This is a genomic window from Pseudomonas psychrophila HA-4 (genome assembly GCF_000282975.1).
GTDB lineage: Bacteria > Pseudomonadota > Gammaproteobacteria > Pseudomonadales > Pseudomonadaceae > Aquipseudomonas > Aquipseudomonas psychrophila_A.
The window spans coordinates 1-722 of sequence record NZ_ALJC01000024.1; the positions used below are offsets into that span (position 1 = coordinate 1).

Annotated in this window: 1 pseudogene; it reads left to right on the plus strand. The window is 47.5% G+C overall.

The features are described 5' to 3' along the window. Positions 1-89: 89 nt before the first annotated feature. Positions 90-722, plus strand: a pseudogene (locus B347_RS0102790) (hypothetical protein); the annotation flags it as partial.

The window sequence follows — 722 nt, forward strand, 5'->3', positions numbered from 1 at the left end:
GGCTATGAGCGAAGGCCAGAGTTTGTTTGATTACTACAAGGTCAAATTTACTGAACCTGAATCCTCAGTTGAACAAGCGGGTCGTTTACATGAGTGACCCCAAGTACAACCGATTACCTCATGCCGGAGATTTTGAGGTCAAAAGCGGAGCAGAGGCCTTTTATCTTGCCCCTAAACCATTGCCGACAGGGTTTGCTGCTTTTACAGGTCAGCGAATGCATCGTGACGTGAATGATGTGTTTTTGGATTTTGCCCATGGTGTTAGCGGTTTGGAATTCGCCGTACGAGCATCGGTAGGTTCAATTATGTTCATGGTTATATTTTTTTTGCTAGTCGGGGTCGGTTTAGGAGTTCATGATTATGTTAAGGATGGCTCGCCCGTTTTTGAGATTTTACTAACACTTGTGCTTCCCAATTATTATGCGTGGGGTTTTGTTGCAGTAATTTTGGTTATGGCAGGAATACCCCTATACAAAAGCATCCACCAAATAACCTCCGTCCCGCCCGTCCGCTTTAACCGCCAACGTCGCGAAGTTGCCTACGTTCGTCAAAAAGGTGAACCTCCGCTAATTGTCCCGTGGGAAGAAGTGACCGCCTGTGTCACGGCTGGCACTGTAGTTAACCCATACGCCGTTATGCACAACTATTCGCTGATGATAGGGCTGCGCGACAGTACCGGTGGCGAAGTTGTGTGGTTGACCCTTAACGTCGGCCATTTAAGT